This is a genomic window from Bifidobacterium choerinum, assembly GCF_002761235.1.
Taxonomy (GTDB): domain Bacteria; phylum Actinomycetota; class Actinomycetes; order Actinomycetales; family Bifidobacteriaceae; genus Bifidobacterium; species Bifidobacterium choerinum.
This window is the reverse complement of sequence record NZ_CP018044.1, coordinates 727168-749456: the sequence shown is the minus strand read 5'-3', so window position 1 is coordinate 749456 and position 22289 is coordinate 727168. Positions and strand designations below refer to the sequence as shown.

General features: G+C 66.3%; 15 protein-coding genes and 1 pseudogene. 9 read left to right on the top strand and 7 right to left on the bottom strand.

Annotated elements, in window-relative coordinates; genetic code table 11:
* Positions 1–950 precede the first annotated feature (950 nt).
* Positions 951–2711, top strand: coding sequence for a hypothetical protein (locus BcFMB_RS02860; protein WP_099720997.1), 1761 nt, complete (start codon positions 951–953; stop codon positions 2709–2711).
* 154 nt (positions 2712–2865) lie between these two features.
* On the opposite strand, the gene BcFMB_RS02855 is transcribed toward BcFMB_RS02860, so the two are convergent.
* The 3 genes from BcFMB_RS02855 to BcFMB_RS02845 all read right to left on the bottom strand — a co-directional run bounded on the left by BcFMB_RS02855 (position 2866) and on the right by BcFMB_RS02845 (position 5673).
* A complete protein-coding gene (locus tag BcFMB_RS02855) occupies positions 2866–3210 on the bottom strand; it encodes a hypothetical protein (RefSeq protein ID WP_024540464.1) in 345 nt (114 codons plus the stop codon).
* A gap of 179 nt (positions 3211–3389) precedes the next feature.
* On the bottom strand, positions 3390–4256 hold the full coding sequence (locus tag BcFMB_RS02850) for a DMT family transporter (protein WP_198405451.1): 867 nt from the start codon (positions 4254–4256) through the stop codon (positions 3390–3392).
* A 343-nt stretch (positions 4257–4599) separates the two neighbouring features.
* Positions 4600–5673 carry an alpha/beta fold hydrolase gene (locus BcFMB_RS02845; RefSeq protein WP_024540462.1) on the bottom strand — a complete coding sequence of 358 codons (1074 nt, stop codon included), beginning with the start codon at positions 5671–5673 and terminating at the stop codon, positions 4600–4602.
* A 189-nt stretch (positions 5674–5862) separates the two neighbouring features.
* Here BcFMB_RS02845 and BcFMB_RS02840 point away from each other — a divergent pair, with 189 nt between their 5' ends.
* On the top strand, positions 5863–7683 hold the full coding sequence (locus BcFMB_RS02840) for an AMP-dependent synthetase/ligase (protein ID WP_024540461.1): 1821 nt from the start codon (positions 5863–5865) through the stop codon (positions 7681–7683).
* A 16-nt stretch (positions 7684–7699) separates the two neighbouring features.
* Here the strand turns inward: BcFMB_RS02840 and BcFMB_RS02835 are convergent, their stop codons facing one another.
* A complete protein-coding gene (locus BcFMB_RS02835) occupies positions 7700–10063 on the bottom strand; it encodes a prolyl oligopeptidase family serine peptidase (protein WP_099720995.1) in 2364 nt (787 codons plus the stop codon).
* A 283-nt stretch (positions 10064–10346) separates the two neighbouring features.
* Here BcFMB_RS02835 and BcFMB_RS02830 point away from each other — a divergent pair, with 283 nt between their 5' ends.
* The 7 genes and pseudogenes from BcFMB_RS02830 (at position 10347) to pknB (ending at position 19294) form a co-directional block, all read left to right on the top strand.
* Entirely contained in the window at positions 10347–11048 is a 702-nt protein-coding gene (locus BcFMB_RS02830) for an FhaA domain-containing protein (RefSeq protein WP_024540459.1), read from the top strand.
* A gap of 21 nt (positions 11049–11069) precedes the next feature.
* Complete coding sequence (locus BcFMB_RS02825) at positions 11070–11612, top strand: FHA domain-containing protein FhaB/FipA (protein ID WP_029675320.1); 543 nt, start codon at positions 11070–11072, stop codon at positions 11610–11612.
* Between the two features lie 4 nt (positions 11613–11616).
* Entirely contained in the window at positions 11617–13239 is a 1623-nt protein-coding gene (locus BcFMB_RS02820) for a PP2C family protein-serine/threonine phosphatase (protein ID WP_232513861.1), read from the top strand.
* Positions 13236–14759, top strand: coding sequence for an FtsW/RodA/SpoVE family cell cycle protein (locus tag BcFMB_RS02815; RefSeq protein ID WP_024540456.1), 1524 nt, complete (start codon positions 13236–13238; stop codon positions 14757–14759). Before BcFMB_RS02820 ends, BcFMB_RS02815 begins: the two co-directional genes overlap by 4 nt.
* Positions 14759–16225, top strand: a complete 1467-nt coding sequence (locus BcFMB_RS02810; RefSeq protein ID WP_099720994.1) for a peptidoglycan D,D-transpeptidase FtsI family protein — start codon at positions 14759–14761, stop codon at positions 16223–16225. The genes BcFMB_RS02815 and BcFMB_RS02810 overlap by 1 nt, the downstream gene beginning before the upstream one ends.
* Positions 16222–17217, top strand: a complete 996-nt coding sequence (locus tag BcFMB_RS02805) for a serine/threonine-protein kinase (protein WP_024540454.1) — start codon at positions 16222–16224, stop codon at positions 17215–17217. Before BcFMB_RS02810 ends, BcFMB_RS02805 begins: the two co-directional genes overlap by 4 nt.
* Positions 17214–19294: pseudogene (pknB, locus tag BcFMB_RS02800) on the top strand (Stk1 family PASTA domain-containing Ser/Thr kinase). The gene BcFMB_RS02805 and the pseudogene pknB overlap by 4 nt, the downstream one beginning before the upstream one ends.
* Positions 19295–19410: 116 nt before the next feature.
* Here pknB and BcFMB_RS02795 read toward each other — a convergent pair.
* The 3 genes from BcFMB_RS02795 to BcFMB_RS02785 all read right to left on the bottom strand — a co-directional run bounded on the left by BcFMB_RS02795 (position 19411) and on the right by BcFMB_RS02785 (position 22141).
* Complete coding sequence (locus BcFMB_RS02795) at positions 19411–20058, bottom strand: anthranilate synthase component II (protein WP_024540452.1); 648 nt, start codon at positions 20056–20058, stop codon at positions 19411–19413.
* Positions 20059–20145: 87 nt separating this feature from the next.
* On the bottom strand, positions 20146–21243 hold the full coding sequence (locus tag BcFMB_RS02790) for a class E sortase (RefSeq protein ID WP_099720993.1): 1098 nt from the start codon (positions 21241–21243) through the stop codon (positions 20146–20148).
* An 88-nt stretch (positions 21244–21331) separates the two neighbouring features.
* Positions 21332–22141 (bottom strand): DUF881 domain-containing protein, encoded by an 810-nt coding sequence (locus BcFMB_RS02785; protein ID WP_024540450.1) that lies wholly within the window; start codon positions 22139–22141, stop codon positions 21332–21334.
* Positions 22142–22289 lie beyond the last annotated feature (148 nt).

Sequence of the window (22289 nt, the reverse complement as noted above, 5' to 3'; positions counted from 1 at the left end):
ATCGCCGACGAGCCGGCGGCGCAGCCGCAGCAGCACACGGCAGCAAGCGCGGTGCAGCAGGCGCAGGCGGCCGTCAACGACGCCAAGGAAGGCGTGGCCCAAGCGCAGAAAGCGCAGAAGCACGCCGAAAGCACGGCCGCAGACGCGAGCGGCGAAGTCGACCAGGCGAATGCGGCGGTCCAGGACGCGCAGCAGGCCGTCGACGACGCAATCGCCAACGACCCGGACACGGCCGCGGCGCAGGATGCGCTCGACACAGCCAACGCCAAGCTTGACGAAGCCTCCCAGCATCTGCAGAACGCCGTGGATGCGCAGACGCAGAAAGCGGACGCGCTCAAGCAGGCACAGAACACGGCAACGACCGCCAAGGCGGACGAAGCGAAGGCCCAAAACGCCGTGAACGACCAGCAGACGAAGGTGGACGGTCTGCAGCAGCAGGTGGACACCACCGATATGAATGCGCTTGAGCAGGACACCGATCACACCGCGGCAACCGCGTCGGAGGCGAAGGATGCGAGCGCGGACGCCGCCAAGCAGGCCGCTGCGGCCCAGCAGCAGACCGACGCCGCGCAGCAGCGGCTCGACGAAGCGGAACGAATCGCCGGCGACGCCAAGGATCCGGCGAAGGTCGAACAGGCGCGCGAAGACGCCGCCGATACGGCCGCGAAATACGACGAGGCGCTCAAGCAAGCGCAGGCGGCGAGTTCGCAGGCCGATCAGGCCAACGCCGCGCTCAGCGACGCGAACGACGTCTACCAGAACGCCAGCGATGATCTGCGCAACGCGCGCAATGACGCGGATACGGCCAGGCAGGAGCTTGACCGGGCGAACGCCGCGCTCGCCGACGCCGAACGCAACGAATCCACGACGGCGGACGAACTCGCGGCGGCGACGACCGCGAAGCAGAACGCCGAGCAGAAGGTGGCCGCCGACAAGGCCGGCAGGACAAGGTGGCGGCCCAACAGCGGCTCGAAGCCGCGCAGAAGGCCATCGACGACGCGACGCAGGCGGCGGCCGATGCCACCAATCTGGAGCAGAAGGGCGCGCTCGGCTGGTCCGAGCACCGCAATGCGACGCTCGCGCAGCAGGTGCTGACGGATCCGGCGCTGAGCACCAAGAATCCGAACGACCCGGAACAGATCGCACCGCCCGATGGCGGATCGTGGCTGCAGCACACGCAGAGAGGGAACCCGAAGGACGCCACGAGTCTCGACAACATGCTCCAGGCGGTGGCGCTCATCCAACAGCTCAACCAGCTGCGGGCCGACGAAGGACTCGCACCGTTGCAGATCTCCGACGCCGCGATGGCCGCGGCGATGGTGCAGGCGAATGCAGGCACGAAGCTTGTCATGAAGCATAATCAGGTGCTGCCAAGCAACCTTCATCTGTCCGAGAACTTGGCATGGGGATACCGCGATCCTCTTGCCGGGTGGTGGACGGCAGAGAAGGCCATCTACGAAGATGCCCTCCTCAGCGGCAAGTATCCGGGTCTCGCCTCCATGAGCCCGTACCAGATCTACCAGAAATACCCTAAGCTCTACAAAACCATCGGCTACTACCTCAGCTGCTCCGATCCCAATGCAACCGCCACCGGCATCGGCGTGAGCCAGTACCCAGGAGCTGGCCATGTACCGACCTCCGCGATGGAGAACAGCAGCCACGCCATCAGCTACGACGGCGTCGACGACACGACGCCCACCGACGCGGACGTCTATCAGCAGGAACTGCAGGAGTACGTCGATCCAATCCGCAACGCACAGCAGAAGCTCAAGGACGCGCAGGATGTGCTCGCGAGCGCGCAGACCGCCGTGGAAACCGCGAACAAGGCGGCCGATGCGGCGAATCAGGCGAGCAGGCAGGCCGCCGACGACCTCAAGGCGGCGCAGACCGCGCAGTCGGACGCCGAACAGGCCTACGACAGCGCACTGACGAAGCATGAGGACGCGCAGCGCGCCAAGACGGCCGCGCAGCAGCAGGCGGACGCCCAGTCGGCCAAGTACGCGCAGGCCTCCGCGACGCTCACCGACGCGCAGAAGGCCTACGATATCACCGACGTCGCATTCACCGCCGCACAGCGCAAGGCCGACGACGCCGCGAAGGCGCTCGACCAAGCGAACCAGAACACCGACGCGGCCAAGACCGCCAAAGACGACGCGGCGAGCAAGTACGCTGCGATGCAGAACGCCAAGGCGAATCTGGACAAGGCGCAGGCCGCCTACAACACGGCGAAGCAGGCCAGCGACGCCGCGCACGCCCAGGCGGCCGACAAGGCGGCCGAGGCGGCGCAGGCGCAGCAGGCGGCGGATGCGGCCGCCGCGAGGCTCGCGGACGCCAAGCAGACGGTCACCGATCTGCAGGCTGCCAAGGACGAGCTCGCCAAGCGCAATCAGGCGCTCACGGCCGCCAAGGACACCGTCGCCAAGACCGGTGACGCGGTCGCCAGCGCCCAGAAGGACGCCGACGACGCCAAGGCCGCCGTGGATGACGCCCAGCAGGCCAAGGGCGCCGCAGTCGGCGCAGGTCACGGACACCGCCAGCAGCAAGCTCGCCGCCACCGGCGCAAGCACCGACGCCGTGCTCATCACGGCGTTCACGCTCGCGTTCGTCGGCGGCGTCGCCACGCTGAGCGCACGCCGTCGCGAGGAGTAGCCTACGGCATCGCCGACGCTGAAGGCGATCACATGACGCGATCAGCAAGACGCGTCCGATAAGCGCATCCAGTAACGACAGTGGCGGCCGGAACCTCTCTGAGTTCCGGCCGCCACTGTCGTATGTCACCTACGCCATGTCATCCGTGCTGAATCATCGATGCCACGCTACCGCGTATTCCACGCGAACACCGATGCATGGCGATGCGTCAACGCATCAGTCGTGCGGGCGCGTGTTGAGACGATGATAGTAGAAGATCGACGCGCAGCAGCACACGAGCGACGCGATGTTCGACGCGAGCTCGATCCACCACAGCGCCTGCACCCAGCCGTCGCCGAGCGTCCAGAACACGCCCGGCAGCGTCACGAGCCAGCTGATGATGATGAACACGAACACCCAGATGCCCCACTGCTGGCCCTTCTGCTGGTCGTAGAGATGCTCGGGCGTCAGCTCGAAGTTCGGCCGGTTGTTGTACACGGCGAACACGCCGAACACAAGCAACGCGATCAGCACGACCACATTGAGCACGACCATGACCACATTCTGCGCCGTCGAAAGCATAATCGATCCTTTCTCGTTCCCGCCGCCGTACGTTCTGCGTACATGCGCGAACGACTCCTGATTGTATGGCCGCGCGCACGGCGCCCACGGCCGATTATGCAGCCGGCACAGCCTGACGCGCGCTCACTGCACAGCGTTCACTGCACAACCCTCACTGCACAACCCTCACCGCACAGCGTTCATTGCACGAGGAACGACATCACGATGATGAGCGCGAAACCGACCAGATCGGTGCCGGTGAACACGGCGCCGGTCCACATGACGGCCGTGATCGTCGCCATGACCGGCTCGATCGTGCCGAGCATCGTCGCGCGCATCGAACCGATGCGCACGACGCCGGCCATGTACAGCCAGAACGCGACGAAGGTGCCGACGACGATCGTGAACGCGAGCAGCCCCCAGCCGCGCACGTCGAGCCGCGGCACGTCCTTCCACGGCTGCACGAAGGGCGTCAGCAGCAGCCCCGACAGCAGGAACGTGATGCCGTTGACGACGAAGTTGCCGTACTTCGCGATGAGCATGACCGGGATGATCGCGAGGCACGCGCATGAGAACGCGTCCGCGAGTCCCCACAGCAGTCCCGGCAGCGGCAGCGCGAGCGAACTGACCTTGCCGCCGGTCGCGAGCAGCCATACGCCGGAGAACGCGAGCGTGACGCCGACGATCTCCTTGACGGTCGGCTTGCGTTTGCCGCGTATGCACACGTAGACGAGCACCATCAGCAGATTCACCGTCTGCAGCACCGTCGCCGTGCCCGCGTTCGTCCAATGGATCGAGAACAGATACGCGACCTGCACGAGCGTGACGCAGGTGAGCGCCGTGAACAGGTACATCGGGTATTCGCGCACGCTTTTCACGGCCGCGGCGAGCGCATGCCGCGAACCGACCGCCGCGCAGCCGAGGAAGATGAGGCCGGCGACGATCTCCCTGACGCATGCGAGCCACAGCGGCGCGATGTGGTATCCCTCCATCAGGATCTTCGAGACCGATCCGTTGATGCCCCACAATGCGCCGCCGAGCAATGTGTACATCACGCCGACCATCATCCGCTTCGGCGTCTGCTCGAGCGACTGCGTGGCGACCGTCTCGTCGGCGAGCGTCTGTGCCGCGTCGGCGCGTTCCTCATGCGCCGACCGGTTCAGCAGGTCCTGCACCTGCTCCTGCGCGCTGCGCGTATCGTCCGCCGGCTGCCGCGTCGACGCACCGCCGAGCTCGCCGTCGGAGTCTCCGGAGCCGTTGGAGCCGTTCCGATCACCGCGTGCGTTCCGCGTCACTATACGCCCCGCTTTTCTCCTATGCGCGGCCGTGCTGCCGGCGCGCGCGCCGCTTTTCCCGAGGTGATTCTAACGCACCGATGGCCGGCGCAACGCCGTCCGCTGCGGGCGCAGGCTACGGCAGCACAGTCACCGTCTCCTCCGACTGCAGCCAACGGAAGATCCGCTGCAGATACGGCGCGACGACGGCGTTCGGCATCGAGAAGATCTCATGGACCGACCCGTCGACGCGTTCCTTGCTGATGCGGCCGCCGTCGCGTCCCACGCGCTGCACGAAGACGTCCTGCGCCGGATTGCTGACCCAGTGGTCGGCGCCCGCCTGGAACAGCAGCACCGGCACGTCGATGCGCTCGCACATGTGAGGGTCGAGGATCGCATGCGAGATGCGCACAGCCTGACGTACCCATTCGTTCGCGGCCGCCGTCGTCTGGTAGTGCGTGTTCGCGATGCGCAGCTTCTTGAACCATTCGATCCGCGCGGCGCACGCCCCCTGCTCGTCCTTCCAGTCGATCACTGGCGTGAACCTGTGCTGTCCCGGCGCCATCGACTTCGCGTGCCCGAGGTCGCACGCCGCACCGCAGACGGCGGCCGCGAGCCAGTTCGGCGCGCCGGTGTTCGCCTTGATCATCGGCGACGACAGCACGGCCCTGTCCACGATGTTCGGATAGCGTTCGAGCATCGCCGCGGCGATGCCGCCGCCCATCGAATGCGCGAACAACGTGAGCCTTCCGCCGTGTGCGTAGGCGCCGCCGACCTCCTTCGTGAACTTCGCGAGATCGGCGGCGTAGCGGCGCCAGTCGTCGATGTAGACGATCTCGTCATCGGTCACGTCGCGCGCCGAATAGCCATGGCCGCGGTGCTCGAGCACGCATACCGAGAATCCGGCGAGCAGGAAGTACCAGACGAGCTCGCCGTATTTGGCCGCGAACTCGGAGAAGCCGTGCGAGAACACGACGGCGCCGTGGTCATCGCGCGACGCCCCCGGGATGCCGAGCTTCTGGAATTCGGCCACGTCGTAGCACACGTAGTGCAGTCTGCCGGGCGTGCGCAGCCGCGGCAGCGGACGCCCCGCCCAATCCGTCTGCGCCGGTTCCAGATATCCTTCATGCGCGCATGTGTCCATGGCGGGAAGCGCCGTCTGCGCCATCGCCTGCTGCACATGCCGTTCGTCGACCATTGCAATTTCCATACCGATCATCCTAAACGGCCCGCGCGCTTCGCGGCGCGGCGCCGATTGTGCGTTCCCTACAAAGCGCAGCCGGCGTGTGTTGTCGATTCATACGAGGCGCACATTCCCTACGGTACCGTAGGATAGCCGAGGCGGCCGCACGGACGGCCGCGTTCCGAAGGCTGCTACGAAGGATTCGAAGGATTTCCCATGCTCACCGAGTACACGACGCCGGGCCATGCGCTCACCGTCCGCGACAATGAAACGATCTACACGTTGCTGACCGACCGCCTCGAGCGTTCCGGCGCCGATTCCCCGCTCACAGAGAACAAGGAGCCCGACGGCTCGTGGAGCACGCTCACCGCCGGCCAGTTCAACGACGAGGTGCGCGCGATCGCGAAGGGACTGATCCAGTTCGGCATCGCGAAGGGCGACGCCGTGACGATCTTCTCGGCGACGCGCGTCGAATGGGGTCTGCTCGACTTCGCGCTCGCCGCCGTCGGCGCCGTGACGGTGCCGATCTACGACACCGATTCGGCGATCCAGGCCGAACGCATCCTCAACGACTCCGACGTGAAATTGGCGATCGCCGACAACCAGGAGCGCTTCGACCGCCTCGACTCCGTCTTCGACCACTGCCCGAAGCTCGAACGCATCCTGATGCTCGACGCGAACGCGATCGCCGCGCTCAAGGGGCTCGGCGTCATGATCTCCGACGAGGAGCTCGACGAACGCATCGCCGGCGTCGGCGCCGACGATCTGGCGACGATCGTCTACACGTCGGGTTCCACCGGCGCGCCGAAAGGCGCCGAACTGACGCACCGCAACTTCGTGAGTATCACACGTGCGGCCGCCGAATGCGTCCCGGAGATGCTCGAGGGCAACGCGCGCCTGCTGCTGTTCCTGCCGCTCGCCCACTGCTTCGCCCGATTCATCCAGTACTTCGTGTTCACCTCCGATGCCGGCGTCATCGGCTATCTGCCGAGCACGAAGACGCTGCCGCACGACATGCAGACCTTCGAACCGACCTTCGTGCTTTCGGTGCCGCGCGTCTTCGAGAAGGTCTACAACGCGGCGTCGCGCAAGGCCGGCACCGGCTTCAAGGGCCGCATCTTCGCGAAGGCCGCCGAATTCGCGCGCGAATGGAGCGAGATGGAGCAGCGCGGCGAGCGCCCGGACGCGAAGCAGCGCGCCGAGCATGCGTTCTACGAGCGTCTCGTCTACAGTTCGATCCGCGGCGCCTTCGGCCCGCGCATCAAGTACCTCGCGTGCGGCGGCGCGCCGCTCGACCGTCGCCTGGCGACGTTCTTCAACGGCATCGGCCTGACGATGATCCAGGGCTACGGCCTGACCGAGACGGCGGCGCCCTTCGCGTTCACGCGTGTGCACGACAACGTCATCGGCACCGTCGGCCAGCCGGTGCCCGGCTCGTCGGTGCGCATCTCGGCGACCGGCGAACTCGAAGTCAAGGGCCAGAACGTGTTCCGCGGCTACCACAATCTCCCCGAGAAGACGGCCGAGACCTTCGCGGCCGACGGCTGGCTGAAGACCGGCGATCTGGCGTCGCTCGACGACGAAGGCCACATCACATTGACCGGCCGCGCGAAGGACATCATCATCACGGCCGGCGGCAAGAACGTCGCGCCGATCCCGATGGAGCAGGAGATCGCCACCTGTCCGATCGTCGAGCACGCCGTCGTCGTCGGCGACAACCGCCCCTTCGTCGGCGCCGTCGTCACGCTCGACCAGGAGGGTCTGGAGAACTGGCTGCCGACGCAGAAGCTGCCGGCGGGCCTGACGATCGAGCAGGCCGCCGGGCTGCCGGAGGTCGCCGCCGAGATCCAGAAGTACGTCGACCGTGCGAACGCCGAGGTCTCGCGCGCCGAATCGGTGCGCAAGTTCATCGTGCTGCCGGTCACGTTCACGCAGGAGAACAAGTGCCTGACGCCGTCGATGAAGGTCGTGCGGCCGAAGGTCAACGAGGTCTTCACCGACCAGATCGCCTCCGGCATCTACGGCGCCAAGCGTTGAAACGCGGCGACGGGGCTCAGCGCCTCAGCGCGCGCTCCAGGAAGTCGCGCTGGAGCAGCAGCAGGTTGCGCGCGACGGTCGGGTCGTTCGTCATATGCGTGATGCCGGTCAGCGGCAGGAACGTGTGGTCGCGCCCGGCCGCCATCAGCGCCTGGCTCAGCCGCAGCGAATGCGCAATCGTCACGTTGTCGTCGGCGAAGCCGTGGATGAGCATCAGCGGGCGTCGCAGCGCCGGCGCGTCGTCGATGATGCTGTTGCGCACGTAGTCGGCCTCGTCGAGTCCGAGGAAACGCTCGGTGTAGCAGGTGTCGTACAGCATCCAGTCGGTCGGCGGGGCGCCGGCGCACGCGGCCGCGAAGGTCTCCGGCGCGTCGAGCACGGCAAGCGCGGACAGGAAGCCGCCGTACGACCATCCGATCATCGCGACGCGGTCGAGCTCCGGGCGCGGCAGCACATGCGCGCGGGCGCCCGATGCGTGCCTGCCGTAGGCGGCCGCGTCGTTGATATGGCGCACCGCGTCGTCGAGCGCGTGCACGGCGTCGACCTGGTCCTCCAATGTGACCTGCTTCATCGCCTTGTACACCTCGCGGTCCCATGCCGGCCCGCGGCCGGTCGTACCGCGGCCGTCGGCGATGACGACGAGGTAGCCCTGTTCGGCCCACCACTGCGCGTCCCAGTACGCGGACTGGCTGAGCGTGACCTGCTGGAAACCGGGGCCGCCGTAGGGGTGCATGAGCACCGGCAGCGACTGCACGTCCGCGTATTTCACGCCGGTCGGCGCGACGATCGCCGCGTGCAACCTGCGTTCGCCGAGACGCACGAAGCGCACGTTGATGTCGAGTCCCGGCGTCGCCGCGTTGTTGGCGACGGCGACGGCCTCGCCGCGATAGTAGTGCGTCATCTGCAGGCGCGGATCGGCCATGTCGCGACCGGTGACGACGAGGCCGTCGCCGGCGCGCGTCGCGCTCCACACGCCCGGTTCGTCGGTGACCGGATACACGTCGCCGTCATAGTCGAAGGCGACCACGTCGAAACTGCGCGCATCGTGGTCGTCGGCCGTCGACGCCCACTGCTTCGGCACGTCGGGCGCCTGCTCGGGCGTGCGCTGCACGACGCACATGACCGTTTCGTCGTCGGCGTCGAGCACTTCGCGCACCTGCCAGCCGACCGGCGTGAACGGACGGCCGTCGACGGTCAGGCGGTTTGTGTCGTGCTCCATGTCGTTGACCGAGCAGATGAGCGCGCCGGACGGCGTGTAGGCGGGCGCGCCGCCGATGAGGTCGATCCACCGGTCGTTGGCGTGCGTTTCAAGCACGGTGACCGGCATCAGCGGCACGACGCCGTCCTCGACGGGCGCGTAGCGCTTCCAGTCCTGCTCCTTCGGTACGTCGATGTGCAGGATCTGCTCGTGCTGCTGGAGGCGATCGAGGACGCGCAGCAGCGGCATATGCCCGGTGTCCCAACGCACGACGGCCAGATATTCGTAGGTGTCGTTGTCCCAGTCGACGAGCGCCGTGCGTTCCGCGTTCAGGCGGTCGTCGCCCAGATGCACGGCGTAGAGTTCGACGATCGCGTTGTGCGTGAGCGCGCGCGGATAGCGGTGGTCGAATCCGCGGCGGTCCGGGTGCGCGGGGTCGCTGATCGTCCACAGCGGCTCCGGCGACGAGTCGAAGCGCTCGATGAGCAACGTGCGCGAATCGGGGCCCCACCAGAAGCCGTCGTAGCGGTCCATCTCCTCGGCGGCGGCGAACTCGGCGATGCCGGCGCGCACGTCGGCGCGCTCGTCCTGCGGCACCGCGTAGGCGACGCCGGCCTCGCCGGTTGCGGCGTCGACGACGATGACGGCCGCGCCGGTCGAATAGGCGATGCGCGTGCCGTCGGGGCTCACGCGCGGGTTGAGGATCGGGTGCAGCGGTTCGCCAGTGCCGTCGGCGGCGTGTACGTCGAGCGCCGTCGTCTCGGCTTCGGCGACATCGTCGGCGATCGTCGAGACGAACAGCTGGTCGTTGATCGTGAAGACGACGACTCGGCCGGCCGCGTCGACCGCATAGGAGACGATGCCGCTGCCGCCTTCACGCGCGCGTTCGCGGCGTGCGCGCTCGGCGGCGGGCACGTCCTCGGCGTCGGCGTCGGCGAGCAGTGCGCGCGGATCGGCGAGCAGCGTCTCGGTGCCGTCGGCCTCGCCCATCCACAGCGACGTCGCCGTGTCCTCGGCGCCGTCGGAACGCAGGAACAGCATGCGCGAGCCGTCGCCGAGCAGGCGCGGGCTGCGCGGGGCGCCGCAGCTGAAGCGCAGCGTGCGCGCCTTCGCGGCGGCGTAGTCGGGAATCGAGGAATCAACGGAGCGGGGATCATTCGTGTGCACAGTGGTTTGCGTCATACCGCATTACGCTAGCACCGCGACCCTGCGCATTGGCTGAACGCGTGCCGTCGCGCACGGCGACCGTCGCCGCCGCGCGCGACGTCGGTCATCGCGTATCCGTATAAAGGATGGAACAGACGTATTCATATATCATGAGTCATATGCGAATGACGTGCGCGGCGCGTCATGCAGTGCTGTCCACGGCGACGTCCGACGCGGAAGGCATTCGCCCGGCAGTGACAGAAGCCGGCGCGGTTCGCGACCAAGCGTAGGATGGGACAGGAACAAGAAAGGGACTACTATGAGCGTTCTTGACCGTTTTGAGAAAAGCGTGGAAGGCGCGGTCAACGGAGTGTTCGCGAAATTCGGCTCCAAGGACCTGCAGCCCGTCGACCTGACGAGCGCGCTCGAACGCGAGATCGACGAATCGGCCATGCCGGTGGGTCGCGAACGCACGGTCGCGCCGAACGAGTATCGCTTCAAGCTGAGCACCCCCGATTTCGACCGCATCGAACAGTGGGGTTCGGAGGCGCTCGCCAACGAACTCGCCGACAACCTCACGAAGTACGCGAAGAGCCAGCATTACGCGTTCGTAGGCCCCGTCGTCGTCGTGTTCGAGGAGGACCTCGAACTGTCGAAGGGCAATTTCAAGCTCACGAGCGAATCCGTGCAGGGCAACGCCGTCCCGGTCACGACCGACGCGCAGGCCGAGGACTGCCCGATGCTCGAGGTGAACAACAGCCAGTATCTGCTCACAAAGAGCAAGACGATCATCGGACGCGGCTCCGGCTGCGACATCGTCATCGACGACCCGGGCATCTCCCGCAAGCATCTGGAGATCGACATCACCGACAACGGCGTCATCGCACGTGACCTCGGCTCGACGAACGGCACCTACGTCGAAGGCCATCAGGTGCCGGCGGCCACGCTGCTCGACGGCAACACGATCACGATCGGCCGTACGCGCATCCTCTACTGGGCGTCGTCGCAGGACCAGGAGTAAACCGGGACACCGATTGCCGTTATGATTACCGAACTTACCTTCGCGGTACTGAAATACGCGTTCCTCATCCTGCTGTGGGTGTTCGTCTGGAGCATCGCCCGCTCTCTGTACCGCGACGTGGCCTCCTACAGCCCACGCAAGTCGCGCGCACGCCGCAAAAAGGAACGCGAGGTCCGCAGGAAGGCCGATGCGCCGGTCGCGGCCACACCCGCCAGCTCGACGCCGAACCATCCGGCGACGGGCGCTATGCCGGCGACGGCCGCGGACAAGCAGCCGACGCTGCTCGTCATCATCGACGGCCCGCTCGCCGGCACCTCGGTGCCGCTGAATTCATCCGTCATCACATTGGGACGCGCGGCTTCGAACACCGTCGTGCTCGACGACGAATTCGTCTCGTCGCACCATGCGCGCGTCTATCCCGACGAACGCTCGCACCAGTGGGCCATCGAGGACCTGCACAGCACGAACGGAACCGTGGTCAACCAGCAGCGCATCACCGCGCCCACGATCCTCGCGCCGCGCATGCCCGTGCGCATCGGTGCGACCACCTTCGAACTGAGGTGAGCCGATGACCCCCGCAGAGCACAGCACGCTGTACATGTATTCGACGACCGTCTCCGACGTCGGCACCGTCCGCTCCAACAACCAAGACTCATCGTTCGCGGGCGCCCACCTCGTCGCGATCTGCGACGGCATGGGCGGCCACGCCGGCGGCGACACCGCATCGACGATCGCGATCCGTTCGCTCGCGCACATCGAGAAGGACAGCGCCGGCGGCGACGTCGCACGCGCGACCGCAATCATGGAGACGTCGACGCTCGCCGCGCACGACGCAATCGTCGGCAAGGCGAAACGCGAACGCAAACTCGCCGGCATGGGCACGACGATCACAGCGATCACGTTGGTCTCCGGCTACTGGGTGCTCGCGCACATCGGCGACTCGCGCGCGTATCTGCTGCGCGACGGCGCGCTGATGCGCCTGACGAGCGACCACAGCTATGTCCAGCATCTCATCGACACGAAGCGCATCAGCGAATCCGAGGCGCGCAACCATCCGCAGCGCAACGTCGTCATGCGCGTGCTCGGCGACTTCGACATCGACGCGCGCCCCGACATCTCGATCCGCGTCGCCCATCCCGGCGACCGTCTGCTGCTGTGCTCCGACGGCCTGTGCGGCGTTCTCGAGGATTCGACGATCGAGGAGACGATGCTCGCGGCGACCGATCCGGAGGAATGCGCGCAGCGGCTCGTCTCGATGGCGCTGCGCGCCGGCAGCACCGACAATGTGACGGCCGTCATCGCCGACGCGACGCTCGCGCTCAACGCCGACTCCTTCGACGTCCCGCACCAGACGCCGCTCATCGGCGGTGCGGCGAGCGCCTCGCTCGACGCGATCGCCGACATCGTCAACGAACCGGTCGCCGCAGCGCCCGCGCTCATCGCGAAATCGTCACCGGCGGAACGCGCGGCAGCGCTCATCCAGTCACGTCCGTCCGATGACGACACGGCGGTCGGCGGCACACCGGCGAAGCCGAGCGTCGGCCACACGAGCGAAGTGCGTGAGGAAACCGGCGAGCTGCAGGATCCGGACACCGGCGAGATTCCGGTCGTGCGCAAAAGCAACGGACGGTACAGCGCCGACCCGAACGATCCGGAGGTCGCCGCCGCGATCCACCATGAGCAGCTCGAGAAGAAGAAGGCCGCGCGTTCGCGTCGCTTCCGCGGACGCGTCGCCGCGACGATCACCGTCATCATCGCCGTGCTCGCGCTGTGCGGCATCGCCGGCGGTGCGTACATGTGGAGCCAAAGGCAGTACTTTCTCGCGAAGGATGGCGACACCGTCGCGATCTATCAGGGCGTGCCCACCGACATCTTCGGCATCAAGCTGTCGCATCCGGTCGAGCAGACGAACCTGACGTTCAGCGAGCTGCCTGAGGGCTGGCAGAACCAGCTCGAAGCCGGCATCAACGTCGACGACTACGACGCCGCCGTCGCGAAGGCCGACCAGATCGAACAGGAGCTCAGGAAGACTCAGCAGCAGCGCAAGGACGAGGAAGCGCGCCGCAAGGCCGCCGCGAAGACGCAGAAGGACGCGCCTGAGCAAACGAAGAAGGGCACGGCGACGCCGTCGCCGTCCGCTTCGTCGTCGGCGTCGCCGTCCGCCACGGCCGAGGAGAAGGATTCGAAGTGACGAAGACCCGGATACGCTATCTGCTGCAGATCCTCTTCGCGTTCGCCATCACGGCCATCGGCGTCTTCCAGATGTTCGCACGCACCGAGGGGCGGCCGCCGGCGACGGCGCTCGTATTGATGGGCGTCATCGCCGTGCTGTTCATCGTCACGTGGGCGCTCATCTGCAAGTTCCAGCCGTACGCGAACCAGTCGATCATGGCCTGCGTGCTGATGCTCACGTCGATCGGCATCCTGATGATCGCGCGCTGCGACGCGGCGATGGGCACGAGCGTCGCGACGCGCCAGATGATCTGGCTGTGCCTCGCGCTCGTCTGCTGCGACCTGCTGTTCGTGTTCATGCGCGACTACCGCGTGCTGCGGCGATTCTCCTATGTGAGCATGGTCATCGGCCTCGTGCTGCTGCTCTCGCCGATGATCCCCGGCCTCGGCCGTGAGATCGGAGGCGCGCGCATCTGGATCGGCATCGGACCGTACTCGCTGCAGCCGGGTGAATTCGCGAAGCTGTTCCTCGCGTTCTTCTTCGCCTCCTATCTGTTCAACCACCGCGACCAGCTCGCCGTCGGCGGCAAGAAGCTCGGACCGCTGCAGCTGCCCCGGTTCAAGGACCTCGGCCCGATCGTCATCGTCTGGATCGCGTCGATGGGCGTGCTCATCCTGCAGCATGATCTGGGCACGTCGCTGATGTTCTTCGCGATGTTCGTCGCGATGCTGTACGTCGCCACCGGACGCGTGAGCTGGATCATCATCGGCTTCCTCGCCTTCGCCGCCGGCAGCGTCGTCGCCGCGCACATCTTCGCGCATGTCGGCTACCGCGTCGACGCCTGGCTGCATCCCTTCGACCCGGCGATCTATTCGCGTTATCCGGGCGGTTCGAGCCAGATCGTGCAGGGCCTGTTCGGCCTCGCCTCGGGCGGTCTGATGGGCACCGGCCTCGGTCAGGGCTACCCGACCGTCACGCCGCTGGCGAACTCCGACTTCATCTACGCGTCGACCGGCGAGGAGCTCGGTCTCGTCGGCGTCTTCGCCGTGCTCATGCTCTACCTGCTCATCATCGCGGCCGGCATGATCATCGCGATGAAGATCAAGGACGGCTTCGGCAAGCTGCTGTCCTCCGGCCTCGTGTTCACGATGGCCTTCCAGGTTTTCACCGTCGTCGGCGGCATCACGCTCGTCATCCCGCTCACCGGCCTGACGATGCCGTACATGGCCGCCGGCGGCTCATCGCTGATCGCGAACTACCTCCTCGCCGCGCTGCTCATCATCATCTCGAACGCGGCGAACAAGCCGCAGTCCGACGAGTTGAGCGACACCTTCCGCATGGAGGCGCTGTCGGTGCTGCGCAGCCGCCAGCGGGCCGAAGCGAGCTCCGCCGCGAACGACGCCGCCGTATCCTCGTCGACCGCCGCGAACGACGGCGACGGACCGATCACGCAGATCGTCACCCCGATCAACACCCATTCCTACGTCAACCTGCCGCAACGCGCGGTCGACGATGCACACCCGGGAGGTGAGGCCTGATGAACAAGATGCTACGTCAGCTGTTCACCGCCGTTCTCGTGCTGTTCGTCGTCCTCGGCATCTCGTCGTCGTTGATCATGACGGTCCGTTCGAACGCGCTCGCCAGCGACACGCGCAACGTGCGCACGCTCTACTACACGAACAGTGCGGCACGCGGCGCGATCCTCGCGTCCGACGGCACCATCCTCGCCAAATCGGACGCGTCGCAGGACGAATACAAGTACCAGCGTTCGTACGCCGACGGCGCGCTCTACGCGCCGGTCACCGGCTACTTCTCGGTCACGCAGAAAGCCGACCGCGGCATCGAGGCGTCCGAGGATACGCTGCTGACCGGCAAGTCCGACGCGATGTTCTGGCAGCGTCTCAAAGGCCTGTTCACCGGCGAGGAGAACCGCGGCGCCTCAATCGAGACGTCAATCGACACGAAGCTGCAGAAGGCCGCCTACGACGCGCTCGGCGACGACGACGGCGCCGTCGTCGCGCTCGAGCCGAGCACCGGCCGCATCCTCGCGATGGTGAGCAAGCCGAGCTACGACCCGAACCTGCTCGCGACGCATGACGGCGGCGAGGCGAACAAGCACTACGCCGAACTGAGTCAGGGACAGGCCAGCCCGATGATCAACCGCGCGACGAGCCAGCTATATCCGCCCGGATCCACGTTCAAAACCGTCGTCGCGGCCGCCGCGATCAACTCGGGCAAATACAACATCAATTCGCAGATCCCGGCCGGCGCGAGCTACACGTTGCCAGGCACCGAGACCCAGCTGACAAACTCGTCGCCGGCCGGCGACGGCTCCGACGGCACAATCTCGCTGAAGAACGCGATGGCGTATTCGTCGAACACGGCCTTCGCGCAGCTCGGCGTCGCGCTCGGCGACGACACGGTCTCCGACATGGCGAAGAAGTTCGGCTTCGATTCGACGATCACGATCGACGGTTCCGCCGCCGACGGCACGCCGATGCGCGCCGTCGCGTCACGCTTCCCGCAGCAGGTCACACCGGACCGTCTCGCACTGGCGTCAATCGGGCAGGGCGACACCGTCGTCACGCCGCTGCAGAACGCGATGGTCGCCGCGGCCGTCGCGAACAAAGGCAAGGTCATGAAGCCGACGCTCGTCGACCGTGTGCGCTTCAGCGACCTGTCGGTACTGCCGGACACGAAGCCGCAGGTCATGAGCACGGCATTCAGCGAGGACACGGCGAAGCAGCTCACCGAAGGCATGGAGGCCGTCGTCACCGACGAGAACACGAATCTGGAGATCCCCGGCATCCGCGTCGCCTCGAAGACCGGCACCGCGCAGATCGGCGCCGACAACGATTCGATCGACGGCTGGGTCATCGGCTTCGCGCCGGCCGACGATCCGAAGATCGCCGTCGCCGTCGTCGTGCACAACGTCGATCTCTATGGCTCGTTCGCGGCGGGACCGGTCATGACCGCAGTAATGAAGGAGGCGCTTACCCAATGAGACTCATCGAGGGACAGCTCATTCACCGGCGTTACCGCCTCGATTCGCGTCTCGCACAAGGAGGCATGGGCGAGGTCTGGAAAGGCTACGACATCCAGCTCGGCCGCCCGGTCGCGATCAAGGCGCTGCGCACCGACACGACGAACCAGGAGTCGAAGCTGCGCAGGCTGCGCACCGAGGCGCGCAATTCGGCGAATCTCGCACACCCGAACATCGCCGCGCTGTTCGAATACTACGAACATGACGGCATCGGATTCCTGATCATGGAGTACGTGCCGAGCAAGTCGCTCGCCGACCTGTTCCATGAGATCGACGGCCCGATGGAGCCGACGCAGCTGCTGCCGATCCTCACCCAGACGGCGCGCGGCCTCTTCGTCGCGCATTCGCACGGCGTCATCCACCGCGACGTCAAGCCGGCCAACATCATGGTCTCGAGCAACGGCGAGGTCAAGATCACCGATTTCGGCGTCTCGTATTCGACGAACCAGGAGCAGATCACGCAGGACGGCATGGTCGTCGGCACCGCACAGTACATCTCCCCCGAGCAGGCGCAGGGCCAGCATGCCACGCCGCAGTCGGACATCTACTCGCTCGGCGTCGTCGCCTACGAAGGCCTGTGCGGACACCGTCCGTTCACCGGCGCGACGCCGGTCGACATCGCCGCCGCGCATGTCAACAACCCGGTGCCGCCGCTGCCGGCGACCGTCGACTTCCAGCTGTCGCAGTTCGTCATGTCGATGCTCGCAAAGGACCCGCTCGACCGTCCGCAGGACGCGCTGACCGTGGCCCGTATCCTGTCGCGCATCGAACGCAGGCTGCTCGACCAGCAGACGAGCGCGATCGACGCGACGATGGTCACGTCCGGCAAGCGCGTGCCGCGCCGCGTCGCGAGCGCCCCCCATCACGATCCCACCACGAACGCGATGCATCCGTTTGCACAGGCGGGTTCCCCACGACACAACCACAGTACTGGGCGGAAGGAGCAGCAATGAGTAGCATGCCCACGACACTGGACGGTGGCCGCTACCAGCTCGGCCAGCTCATCGGACGCGGTGGCATGGCCGAGGTCCATGTGGCCGTCGATACGCGGCTCGGCCGTACCGTCGCCATCAAGATCATGCGCCCGGACCTCGCCCATGACGAGATCTTCCTGACGCGCTTCCGCCGCGAAGCGCATTCGGTCGCGCAGATGAACAACCCGAACATCGTCAACATCTACGATTCGGGCGAGGAGGTCATCACCTTCGAGAACGGCCAGACCGAGCATCTGCCGTATCTGGTCATGGAGTACGTCAAGGGCCAGACGCTGCGTGACATCATCAAGGCGAACGGTCCGCTGTCGCAGCGCGACGCCGAGCATGTGATGATCGGCGTGCTCAGCGCGCTCGAATATTCGCATCGGATGGGCATCATCCACCGCGATATCAAACCCGGCAACATCATGATCTCCGAGCAGGGCATCGTCAAGGTCATGGACTTCGGCATCGCCCGCGCGCTCGATGATTCGGCGACGACGATGACGAAGTCGCAGGGCGTCGTCGGCACCGCGCAGTACCTCTCCCCGAACAGGCGCGCGGCGAGACCGTCGACATGCGCTCCGACCTGTATTCCGCCGGTTGCGTGCTCTACGAGATGCTCACCGGCCGCCCGCCCTTCACCGGCGATTCGGCGGTCGCGATCGCCTACCAGCATGTCTCCGAAGTGGCCGTGCGTCCGAGCACGATCGTGCCGGGACTGCCGACGGCGTGGGATTCGATCTGCGCGAAGGCGATGGCGAAGGACCGCCAGAACCGCTATGCGACGGCCGCCGAATTCAAGAACGACATCATCGCGTTCATGAACGGCGGCGTGCCGACCGCGACGGCCTTCAATCCATTGACCGACCTGTCGGAGACGAAGGCGCAGCATCAGCTGCCGCCTACGCAGCCGATGACGGCCCAGCAGGCTCCGGCCACGCAGGTCTTCAATCCGGTCACCGGACAGTTCGAACGGATCAATCCGGACGGGTCGACCGGGCCGCTCAAGACGCGTGCGGACCGCCGTGCGGAAATCGCGAAGAAGAAGCACAAGCGCAACGTCGTCATCGCGTCGATCGCCGCGGCCATCGTCATCCTCGGCATCGCGATCGGCGGATGGCTGTGGTGGGACCATGCGCAGAACGCGACGAAGTTCGTGACGGTGCCGACCTTCAACGAGACGACGACCGAGGCGCGCGCACGCAAGCAGCTCGAGGATCTGGGCCTCAACATCAACGTCAAGCAGGACGCCGACTCGACGAAGCCGGAGGGCATGTTCACGAAGCAGACGCCGGCCGGCGGCAAGCGCGTCGCCGAGGGCAGCACCGTCGAAGTGTGGTTCTCGACGGGTCCGCGTTCGGTCAAGATCCCGGACGTGACCGGGTACACGCAGGAGCAGGCGCGTTCGACGCTCGAGGACGCCGGATTCGTCGTCGAATCGAGCGTGCAGACCGAGGACAGCGCGACGATCGCGAAGGACCATGTGACGCGCACCGACCCGGCCTACGGCACGTCGCAGCTCAAGGGTTCGACGATCAGCCTGTGGGTGTCGTCGGGCATGACGAAGGTGCCGGACGGCATCATCGGCAAACCGCAGGACCAGGCGTTGTCCGCGCTCTCCCAGATGGGTCTGACGGTCACCGTCATGCAGGAGTCGTCGGACAGCGTCGACAAGGGCTCGGTCATCCGCGTCTCGCCGGACGTCGGCACGTCGGTCGCGCAGAACAGCACGGTGACGGTGTGGGTGTCCACCGGACGTGAGCAGGTGACCGTGCCGAACGTCAACGCCGGCGATACGCTCGCGAGCGCGCGCGCCGCGCTCGAAGCGGCCAATCTGAGCGTCAAGGTGGATGGAGATTCGTCGGACGACGCAATCGTCGAATCGATCAGCCCGTCCGCCGGCACGAGCGTGGACAAGGGTTCCGAAGTCACCGTCAAGACGAAGGCGCCGTCGTCGAATCCGTCGCCGTCGCCGTCGCCGTCGGGTTCTTCCTCCTCGTCGGCGCCGCCTTCCGACGGCAGCCAGAACGACGGCGACCACGGTCAGGGCTGACGCGCATCAACCGCGCGCACGCTGAACGGGCACGCAATGGGCGGCCCCGGATCCGTGAGGGATCCGGGGCCGCCCATTGCGTTGCCTTCGTCGCAACCGCGACGGTCGGCGTATGCTCAACGCGTGAGCTTCGGCTGCATGCCCAGGCTCTTGTCGACCGCACTCGGCTGGCCGCAGACGGCGAGCCAGTTCGCGAACAGACGGTAGCCGTCCTGCGTGAGCACCGATTCGGGATGGAACTGCACGGCGTACAGCGGCAGCTCACGGTGCTTGATGCCCTGCACGATGTGGTCGTCGACGGTCCACGCGGTCACCTCGAGCACGTCGGCCGGCACCGAATCAGGTTCGACGGCGAGCGAATGGTAGCGCGTCGCCGTCATCGGATTCGCGACGCCCGCGAAGATCTCGTCGTCGATGTGCTCGACGAGGCTCGTCTTGCCGTGCATGATCGTCGGCGCATGGCTCACCGTGCAACCGAAGACCTCGGCGAGCGCCTGCATGCCGAGGCAGACGCCGAACATCGGCGTGCGCGTCGCCGCACACAGACGGATCATGTCCTCGCTGACGCCCGCGTCGGCCGGCGCGCCGGGGCCGGGCGAGATCAGGACGCCGTCATAGCCGTCGAGGACGGCGGCGTCGGCCGGGTCGATTGCGTCGTTGCGCACGACCGTCACGGTCGCGCCGAGCGTCTTGAGATAGCCGACGATCGTGTACACGAAGGAATCGTAGTTGTCCACGACGAGGATATGCGCGGAATCGGTCATGAAAGGTCCTCTCGCTGGCGTACGGGCTTGTTCTAATGCCAAACGTAGTCAAGTGTAGTGCAGCCGGTGTAGCGGGCGCACGGCGCGCTACACGGCCACGTAGTTGGACATCTGCTGCAGGAACGGAATGTTCGCGGCCGCCCATGGGAAGCCCCACTGGAACAGCGCGGCCGCGGCGGCGAAGACGAGCAGCAGCATCAGCAGCCAGCGGATCGGCGCGGCTCCGGGCTGATGGCGCAGCAGCCAGCCGTAGATGTCGACGTCCGGCAGCGGCCTGCTGCCCTCACGGATCGCGCGCAGCGCCGGCCAACGCCATGCGACGGCCGCCGCGAGGAATACGACCGCGTAGACGATGAGCGCACCCCACACCCACGGCGCAAGCGACGTGATCGACGACGCGAACGACTGCCGCTCGTTGTTGATGAACTCGACGGCGCCGTTGGCGTCGGTCTTCGCCAGCTCCTTCGGGATGCCGTCCGAGACCCTGGCCCAGTATGCGAACTCGCCGAAGCTCGCCCAGCGGTGCGTCGGCGCCGTGTACTTCGGCTCGCAGGTCGTCATCGTGATGAGCCGCTTCGTCGGTTGCTCGTCGGGATGTTCGGGATTCGGCCCGATGACCCATCCCTCGTCCGGCGTCACGATCGTGTAGTTCGTGTAGTGGTAGACGTACCAGTAGTCCTTGGAACGGATGACGATCGCGTCGCCCTTCTCGAGCTTGTCGACGTCTCCGAGCGGCTGCCCGTAGCCGTTCCTGTGTCCGGCGATCGCGAAGTTGCCGACCTGTCCGGCCATCTGCGAGTCCACATAGTGGCCAAGGCCGTGCTGATTGAGTTCGGCGAGGTCGGTGCCCTGCACGAGGTTGCGCTCCCATTGGTCGCCGAAGCGCGGGATGTAGACGCGGGCGATGAGTTCGCCGGTCAGCGCCTCCTTCGGCTGCACCGGAGGCTCGCCGTCCTGCGGCTGCGCGATCTTCAAGGTGCCGCCGTCGTTCGGCTGCGCCCACGCGACCTGCGCGCGCGTCTCCTGCTGGACATGGTCCGACTGCACGCCGGTCCACCATTGCATCCACGCCACGTACAGACCGCAGATCGCGGCGAAGGTGAGCAGCAGCTCCGCGACGATCGTGACGATCGAACGTCCGACGCTGCGTGTGCGGCGCGGCGCCGCATGTTGACTGTGTGCCATAGGTGGTGTCTTCCCCCGTTCGTTCTGCCTGATCGGCCGCCGCGGACGATCTGACGATCGCATCCGCGGACTGTATCACAAAATGGAACTATTGATTGCCGCCGTGTGCACCGCCGTTCGCGGCGTCGTCGGCATGTTCGCCGTCGCCGTCCTTGTTCGGCTGCTGCAGCACATGCGCGTACTGCAGCGGCTGCAGGAGCATCGTCGTGCTGTCGAAGTGGAGTTTGCTTTCCGTCTGCACGTCGTAGCCGAGACCGTACGCGTCCACATACTGCCGATAGATCTGCACGGCGCGCGAATCGTCGAGTGCCTGGATCATCAGCGTCGGAGGACCGATCGCGGAGATCGTGAACGGCGGCGAGTATTTGCGGCCCTGCAGCAGCAGCACGTTGCCCGAGCAGATGATCGCCGACGTCGACAGCACACGCTGGTCCATGATCTGCATCGACTCCGCGCCGCCCGCCCACAGCGCGTCGACGACGGCCTCGACGTCCTGCTGATGCACGACGTACTTATCGCTGTCCACCGTCGCCCCCGACGAATCGACGGCGTTCTTCCACATCGACGAATCGTTGAGCGTCACCGTGACGCCCGGACCTTCGACGGCGGGCAGCATCGTGCTCGAGCCGGCGTCCTCGGACGGCGGCGACTGGTCGGACTTCACCCGCGCGCTCAGCTTGTCGACCTGCGACGACAGCTCCTTGACGTCGGCCTGCAGTGCGTCCACCTTGCGCACGCGGTTCTCGACGAGTTCGGCGGTGTCCGAGGAGACGGTCGTCGTGCGGTTGACGCGCATGTTCGTGATGAGCAGGAAGCCGGCGAAGGTGACGACGAGCAGCACGGAGACGCTGCCGATGAACGACTTGCCGGTGCCATGCTTCGGTTTATGCCTGGCCATATCCGTCTCCTTACGAACCTCGCCGCCGAACCATATGGTCCGTCTTCGCGGCGACGCGCGAAAATATGATGATTTTGCTCATGATGGCCGACGCTGGTGGCCGCTTTCGTGAGCAACCACTATGATACCTAATTAGCCTATGCAAGGA

What these genes read in the sequence shown, in the direction of transcription:
- BcFMB_RS02855 (WP_024540464.1), bottom strand. Translation starts at nt 3,210, where the DNA reads ATGCTTTCGACGGCGCAGAATGTGGTCATGGTCGTGCTCAATGTGGTC.
- BcFMB_RS02850 (WP_198405451.1), bottom strand. Translation starts at nt 4,256, where the DNA reads ATGATGGTCGGCGTGATGTACACATTGCTCGGCGGCGCATTGTGGGGC.
- BcFMB_RS02845 (WP_024540462.1), bottom strand. Translation starts at nt 5,673, where the DNA reads ATGGAAATTGCAATGGTCGACGAACGGCATGTGCAGCAGGCGATGGCG.
- BcFMB_RS02840 (WP_024540461.1), top strand. Translation starts at nt 5,863, where the DNA reads ATGCTCACCGAGTACACGACGCCGGGCCATGCGCTCACCGTCCGCGAC.
- BcFMB_RS02835 (WP_099720995.1), bottom strand. Translation starts at nt 10,063, where the DNA reads ATGACGCAAACCACTGTGCACACGAATGATCCCCGCTCCGTTGATTCC.
- BcFMB_RS02830 (WP_024540459.1), top strand. Translation starts at nt 10,347, where the DNA reads ATGAGCGTTCTTGACCGTTTTGAGAAAAGCGTGGAAGGCGCGGTCAAC.
- BcFMB_RS02825 (WP_029675320.1), top strand. Translation starts at nt 11,070, where the DNA reads ATGATTACCGAACTTACCTTCGCGGTACTGAAATACGCGTTCCTCATC.
- BcFMB_RS02820 (WP_232513861.1), top strand. Translation starts at nt 11,617, where the DNA reads ATGACCCCCGCAGAGCACAGCACGCTGTACATGTATTCGACGACCGTC.
- BcFMB_RS02810 (WP_099720994.1), top strand. Translation starts at nt 14,759, where the DNA reads ATGAACAAGATGCTACGTCAGCTGTTCACCGCCGTTCTCGTGCTGTTC.
- BcFMB_RS02805 (WP_024540454.1), top strand. Translation starts at nt 16,222, where the DNA reads ATGAGACTCATCGAGGGACAGCTCATTCACCGGCGTTACCGCCTCGAT.
- BcFMB_RS02795 (WP_024540452.1), bottom strand. Translation starts at nt 20,058, where the DNA reads ATGACCGATTCCGCGCATATCCTCGTCGTGGACAACTACGATTCCTTC.
- BcFMB_RS02790 (WP_099720993.1), bottom strand. Translation starts at nt 21,243, where the DNA reads ATGGCACACAGTCAACATGCGGCGCCGCGCCGCACACGCAGCGTCGGA.
- BcFMB_RS02785 (WP_024540450.1), bottom strand. Translation starts at nt 22,141, where the DNA reads ATGGCCAGGCATAAACCGAAGCATGGCACCGGCAAGTCGTTCATCGGC.